Raw genomic sequence first — 6,417 nt, 5'->3', positions numbered from 1 at the left:
ATACACCATCGCCTACACCGGAAATTACACCACGAGCGCGGACGCTAACATATTCTGGCCGGAAAGGTCGTAGAGGATCGTCCGTCCGTCCTGATATTTGACCTTGTCCCAAGTGTAGCGCAGGCCCGCAGTAACGGTCAGCTTGTCCGTGACTTCGTAGCTTGCGTCGGCGTAGATCGCTTTCGACGGACGATTGATGGTATAATATTGCTCGCCCAGGATGGGGCTGAACGGTGGGGCGCCGGCCGCACGGCAGGCGGCCGAGTATGCGCCGCCAAAGCCGCCGCCGCCGCTGTTGTTGAGCGATATGTCGGTGAGCAGGGCGATCAGCGAGCGCGCGTCGAGAAACCCATCGGGCTTGACGGTAACGGGATCGCAAAAGCCCGGCGAGCTTGGGGTCAGGGCGGGATTTACCGCGAAAGCCGGTATGATGCCGATCGAATCCGGGGTGGCGATCGCAGGGTTGCTGTAGGTGCCCGGCAGACCGGCGCCAAGCAGCAGTGGACGCAGCACGCCGAAAAAGTCAGGCTGGTTGTGCGTGTATACCTTGTCCTTGCCGTAGTAGAGTCCGGCAGTGACGTTCAGCGGGCCGTCCTTGTAGGTGAAGCGGAGATCCTGATTGAAATTGGTGCTGCTGGAGAAATAGCGCAGAGAGCAAACATCGTTCGGCGATCCGTCACAGTCGAAAGGCGAATTGCGATACCGGCCATGATCGTATCCGGTGATCGAGGTGACCGTGAGATTGTCGGTCAAGTCGTATTTGATGGTAAGCGCTCCGCCGTAGGAATCGGTGAAATAGTGTCCCGACGTGTCGGAGTTGATTTCGTTGTCGCCAAGTGCTGACCCGCCATTCTGCGAAGGGTCGAAGCGCGAATAGCCCAGGTCGTCTCGCCCGCCAGCCAGCTGGCCTAGAGCAAATGGCGCTGCCGCAAGGGGATTGTCGCGGGCCCCATAGATCTTGAGGCGGACGTCGAGCCGGTCGGATGGCTTCCAGCGGATCGTCGCCCGGCCCGCGAGACTGTCGGTCGTGCCGATGTAGCGGCTTTGCGCGCGGTTGTAGAGCCAGCCGTCTCCCTTGGAATAGGTGCCTGCAACGCGAATGCCCAGTTGATCGGGAACGAGCGTCAATTCGACGGCGCCTTCCGCCGTCTTCGTGTCATAGTTGCCATAGCCCAAGGTGAGATAGCCGTTGTTCCGACCAAGGTCGGGCGCCTTGGTGAAGAAGCTGATGGCGCCGCCGGTGGTGTTCCGACCGTAAAGCGTGCCCTGAGGGCCGCGAAGAACCTCGACACGGTCCAGATCGTAAAGCTGCTGTCCGTGGCTGGCGCGGAAGCTCTGGTAAACTTCGTCGACATAGACCCCTACCGGCGAGGCGGTCGAGGCAGCGAACTCATTCGCCACCGATACGCCGCGCAGCGAGAAGTTAGGCTGGGTCTTGCCATAGGGCGTCGTGATCTGGAGGCTGGGCAGGGCGCCCATCAGATCGGTGGTATCGGTGATGCCCTTGGCTTTCAGCGCGTTGCTATCGATGGCCGACACGGCAACGGGCACGCTTTGCAGGTTCTGTGACCGCTTTTGTGCGGTGACGACGATATCGGCGATCCCGCCGTTATCCGCTATTGCGCTCTCTGACAGGTTTTGCGCTGCGGCGGGAGGCTGTGTCTCCTGCGCTGTCGCCGCTTGCGTTATGCCTAGCGAGGCAACTCCGGTTAGCAGTGCTGTCGTAGTGTTAAGTTTGATGCCCCTCATAGTCCCTCTCCTTTCAATTGGACGCAGGTCGCCGCCCGCAGAACCCTCCGTTGACGGGATTCGCGGTGTGAACTCACGTCTGAATCTTCGGTGCTTCGCCGCCGATAGCGTTTAAATGTCTGTCAGGTCGCGCTGGCCGACCATGCGTGATAGCCCTTTTCAGCCCAGGCATTCAGGATATGGCGTGCGCCGATTGCCTTTGCCGGTGACTGAAAGCCGGTGGCCAGCAACTTGCCTGCCAGAATACGGCGGCAGGCTTCGGCAGCCATCTCGCCGGTCTGCAAATACGGCGAGTTGCCACGCATCACTACGGTGACACCGGCCATATTGCCGCGCCCTATGCAGGAGATTACGGAACGATTGCGGTTCGGATCTTCCCGATCAGGTTCGACTTCGGTGATTTGCCCCCCGAGGTCGTTGGTGACTTTTTCCTGGGCATCGGCGTCCAGATTCCGGTATTTCTGCTCGAATTCGGTAAGAACGTGCAGAACTGCGCCAAACATGACCTGGTTCTTGAAGCCAACCAGCGTCGCACAGTTGCTGACCCGCGGATCGTCCTTGTACCAGATCGGCTCGCCACCGCCCCCCCAAGGCAGAGCCTTGAAGAGCCGGTTCTGATCGGGTGAACGCACGTCGTAGGCCGTGGCATAGGGCCACATCAACATTTCGTTATGCTCAAGGAAATACTGCGGCTTGGTACACATCCGCAGGAACGACTTGGTCGATGCCACGCTCGTGCTTGAATCCGCGAGATAGAGAATGTCGAGGGAGTCGACGCCCGGCGTTTCGAGGGCGATTTCGGCGGCAATATTGCCGGCCGCCCACATGTAGGACGACGCGGGCGCCAGCAGCAGCCCTTCTCCGCGAACAGTGCGCCATAATGATCGCGGCAGAACGCCATCCAGTCGGTCTCACCGGTTGTGTCGAGATAGTGACATCCGGCGTCGAGGGCCGCCTGAACGACCGGTTCGCCCAACTGCATGAACGGGCCGGTGACGTTGTAGACGATCTTTGCACCTTGGAAGAGGGTGGCCAATGACGCCCGGTCGTGTTCGACCTCGGCAATCGCATAGTCTGCCCCGGCCAGTTCCGGAACCTTGGCCATCTGCTCTTCGAGGCGGGCCTTGCTCCGGCCTGCGGCTATGAACGGAATGCCCGCCAGGGCCAGGTGCCAGACGATCAGCTTACCAGTGTAACCGCTGGCGCCATAGACAACGACGGGTGCCGTCATGATGCAATCCTTTCCTCTTTTTCCCACTGTGTTTTGCCGTTGCGATCGAACAATTCGCAATCGTTTCGCTCAAGCATCGCTATAAGGTGCCGGTCCTGGGGCTTTTCCGAAGCGGTCTTTGGAATGGCTTCTACGATCTGGAGATATGTTGGCACGTTGGCCGATCCCAGCGCGCTGGCGCAGGTGGGAATGACCGTCGCCGGATCGAAGCCTTTTTCGGGTACGATCGCGGCGATCACCTCCTTCTCGCCGGGCGTGTTGCGCGGCGTGGCCAAGCCATAGACGTAAGCATCGGCTACGCCGGGCATGGCGGCGATTGCGGTTTCGATCGCCCGGCCATCGATGAAATCACCGTTGCGCCGGATCGCTTGCCCATCGCGATGCGAGAAGAACAGCCAGCCATCGGCATCCTTCCACCCGATATCGCCCGTCCGGAACCAACCTCCCTTCGTTTTGGCTGCCGAGGCTTCGGGATTGCCGAAGTAGGTTACCGGTGCCACCGTTCCATCGGCATTGCGGAAGCAGATTTCGCCCGGTTCGCCTGGGCCAAGAATGGTCCCATCGCTGTCCAGAATCTCGCAGATTCCGCCGAGCGGTGGCTTGCCGATCGAGCCGACTGGCCCGGTTCCGGGCGGATTGAGCGAAAGACCGCCCTCCGCCGCACCGAAGAATTCGAATATATCGACTCCAAATCGTTCCTGGAACGGACGCCACATCGACGCGGGCATGCCAGCGCTCAGGACAAAGCGGACCTTATGCTGCCGATCGTATGGGCCTTCCGGCTCTGCGAAGATCGCAGTCGCCATGCCCCCCAGCAGATTGAATGTGGTGCAGCCGTAGCGGCTCAGGATTTCCCACAGCCGCGACTTCGTGAACTGCCGGCTGATGATTACCGGGAGCCCCCCCGCAAGAGCGTTTCCCAGAGTAATGAGCTGGGCATTCGCGTGGGTCAGGGACAGCCCGGTGTAGAGGCGGTCACCCGGAGCCAACCCGATGACGGGACCAAGCGAGGCGACTGCTGCAAAGCGCGCATGCGGCGCCAGGATCGCCTTTGGGTCGCCCGTCGTCCCCGAAGTGAACAGCATCTGCATGGGTGTTTCGAGCGGGCGGGGGGCAGCGTCGCTTTGGGGAACAGCGGCCCTGATCGCCGCGTCTAGCGACATTGCCTGCTCTGACTCCTGGCCGATGACCCAGACCCATTCGAGGTCCGGCACGCTAGCGCGTACGGTTGCAAGGTGCGGCAGGACCTCAGGCGAAACGATTGCGCCGCGGCATCGCGAGAATCCCAGCATATAGGCCAATTTCTGACCCCGTGTGCGGGGATCGATCGGCACGAAGACCGTGCCGACGATCTCGGACGCGACCATCGCTTCAACGAATTCCGGGTGATTGCGCATGATGATGGCAAAGGCATCGCCCTCTTCCATCCCGGTTGCCAGCAGGGCCCCCGCCATGCGTTTACCCGCGTCAAGCAGATCCGCGTAGGTTCTGGACTCCTCGCTCAATTCGCCGGCGGCATCGATATCCACGAAGGTAGCGATCGGCGTCGCCATGTTCGTGGCCACGCCATCAAGCACCATCTGCAGCAAGGTTCGGGTGGGCTCACTCATCGTGACAACACCGTCATGGCGATCGCTGCGGCATCGCGGCCGATGAACCCGCCGCCATTCTCGGCGAGCGCAACCCTGGCGCCTTCAACTTGGCGCGCACCGCAGCGGCCCCGCAATTGCTGCACCAGTTCGTGGATCTGCCCGAGACCTGTCGCGCCGATCGGGTGCCCCTTGCGAACGAGGCCGCCCGACGGATTGACCGGGACGCGCCCGCCAATCGTGGTGGCACCACTGGCGAGAAAGGCGGGTCCTTCGCCTTGACCGCACAGACCCAGCGCTTCGTAATAGATCAATTCGGCGGGTGATGTCGCGTCGTGCAGTTCGACGCAGCCGATGTCGTGCGGATCGATCCCCGCTTCTTCATAGGCTTGGCGTGAGACCGTCTCGGCCAAGCCAGGCTGGCCAGGAAGCGCGTCGAAGCCGCTCGACACGATCGAAGAGAGGACGTGTACCGGATCGGCAACGCCCAATCGTGCAGCTGCCCGCTCCGACACGATCACCGCCGCCGCCGCTCCATCACCGATGGGAGAACACATCGGCAAAGTCAGAGGAGGCGAGATCGGCTTCGCCGACAGCACGTCCTCCACGCTCAAAACCTCGCGGTACTGAGCGTTTGGATTGAGGCTGCCGTGTCGTGAATTCTTGGAAGAGACGAGCGCGAAATCGCGTTGGGTCGCGCCGCTCGCTGCCATGTAATCGCGCGCCATGCGTGCGTAGATATCCATGAACAGCGAGCGCCGGTCGCGCGGAGCCGCATCTCGTTCGGCCACGGTAAGGTCGCCGATCAGGTAATGATCGAGCTGCTCGGGCTGCTCGACATCCACGCATCCGGCATAGACCGACATCGGACGTTCCTTGTCCGCGTGGTAAAGCTTCTCCATCCCGAAGGCGAGGACCACGTCGTAGACGCCCAGCGAAACCATCGTGCAGGCCTGCTGGAAGGCCGTTGAAGACGTGGCACAAGCATTTTCCACGTTTATGACCGGGATGCCGCCAACGCCCATCTGACGCAGGACGACCTGGCCAGCTACGCAGACCTGCCCGGTCACCAACGCCCCGCCGGCATTGCCCGCCCACGCGGCCTCAACCTTGTCGAGCCCGATTCCGGCATCCGCCAGCGCTTGCTCGATCGCTTCGCGCGCAAGCCCCGCAAGGGTGCGATCGAGGTGCTTCCCGAACTGCGTGATGCCGACACCGGCTATGATCGCCTTCTGGCGCAAAGCAAATCTCCCCGTTCCGTACCTCGCATGCGGAGGCGCGGTGATGGTCGTGAACATGTGTGAACCGCGGGAAGAAAGTTCCCGTCGCGGTGTGGCGTCAGGCGGTCGGCGTCAGCCGATCAGGATCGATCATCAGCGTACCCCCCTTGATCGCGAGGATCTCGTTGCACCCGTCCTCGATCAGCGACGAACGGGCGTCACGGAAGAGCTTCTCAACCGGATATTCGCACGTCACCCCATTGCCGCCAAACATCTGCACGGCATCGCTTGCCACTTCGAGCGCATGCTGCGTGGCGGTCACCTTCGAGAACATCGCTGCCTGCAATGCAGGCATGTCGTTCGTCATGTTGAAGGTGGTAACCCGGCGCGTTATCGCCCGGGACAGTTCGACCTTGCGCGCCATGTGGAACAGGCGCTTGGCCACATCCTGGTGGCGGATGATCGGCACGCCGCCCTGCTTGCGCTCATGGGCATAAGCATAGGCATGCTCGTAAGCTGCGCGAGCACAGCCGGTGAATACCCCCCCATCAATGCGTTGGCCTCGCTGTGGATCGCGTATACACCCTTTTTATAGTCTTCTGGCGCCACCAGAAGATGGTCGATGTCC

At 61.5% G+C, this 6,417-nt stretch carries 6 protein-coding genes; all 6 read right to left on the bottom strand.

The features are described 5' to 3' along the window. Window positions 1-24: 24 nt before the first annotated feature. A complete protein-coding gene (locus HUW43_RS09805; RefSeq protein ID WP_188237223.1) occupies window positions 25-1,749 on the bottom strand; it encodes a TonB-dependent receptor in 1,725 nt (574 codons plus the stop codon). Window positions 1,750-1,871: 122 nt separating this feature from the next. Further along, complete coding sequence (locus HUW43_RS15715; RefSeq protein WP_317450853.1) at window positions 1,872-2,510, bottom strand: DUF5938 domain-containing protein; 639 nt, start codon at window positions 2,508-2,510, stop codon at window positions 1,872-1,874. After that, complete coding sequence (locus HUW43_RS15960) at window positions 2,408-2,980, bottom strand: saccharopine dehydrogenase NADP-binding domain-containing protein (RefSeq protein ID WP_317450850.1); 573 nt, start codon at window positions 2,978-2,980, stop codon at window positions 2,408-2,410. The genes HUW43_RS15715 and HUW43_RS15960 overlap by 103 nt, the downstream gene beginning before the upstream one ends. Next, window positions 2,977-4,590 carry an AMP-binding protein gene (locus HUW43_RS09795; RefSeq protein WP_136174345.1) on the bottom strand — a complete coding sequence of 538 codons (1,614 nt, stop codon included), beginning with the start codon at window positions 4,588-4,590 and terminating at the stop codon, window positions 2,977-2,979. Before HUW43_RS09795 ends, HUW43_RS15960 begins: the two co-directional genes overlap by 4 nt. Then, complete coding sequence (locus HUW43_RS09790; protein WP_210727638.1) at window positions 4,587-5,810, bottom strand: thiolase family protein; 1,224 nt, start codon at window positions 5,808-5,810, stop codon at window positions 4,587-4,589. Before HUW43_RS09790 ends, HUW43_RS09795 begins: the two co-directional genes overlap by 4 nt. 97 nt (window positions 5,811-5,907) lie before the next feature. Next, window positions 5,908-6,342 (bottom strand): acyl-CoA dehydrogenase family protein, encoded by a 435-nt coding sequence (locus tag HUW43_RS15705; protein WP_317450852.1) that lies wholly within the window; start codon window positions 6,340-6,342, stop codon window positions 5,908-5,910. Window positions 6,343-6,417: the final 75 nt, after the last annotated feature.

Origin of the sequence: Sphingopyxis sp. LK2115, from assembly GCF_014595975.1 — a bacterium.
Lineage (GTDB): Bacteria > Pseudomonadota > Alphaproteobacteria > Sphingomonadales > Sphingomonadaceae > Sphingopyxis.
This window is presented reverse-complemented; position numbering and strand designations above follow the sequence as displayed.

Bases quoted from the DNA above. Each gene is read 5' to 3' on its own strand.
- HUW43_RS09795 (WP_136174345.1), bottom strand. From the start codon at position 4,590: ATGAGTGAGCCCACCCGAACCTTGCTGCAGATGGTGCTTGATGGCGTG.
- HUW43_RS15960 (WP_317450850.1), bottom strand. From the start codon at position 2,980: ATGACGGCACCCGTCGTTGTCTATGGCGCCAGCGGTTACACTGGTAAG.
- HUW43_RS09805 (WP_188237223.1), bottom strand. From the start codon at position 1,749: ATGAGGGGCATCAAACTTAACACTACGACAGCACTGCTAACCGGAGTT.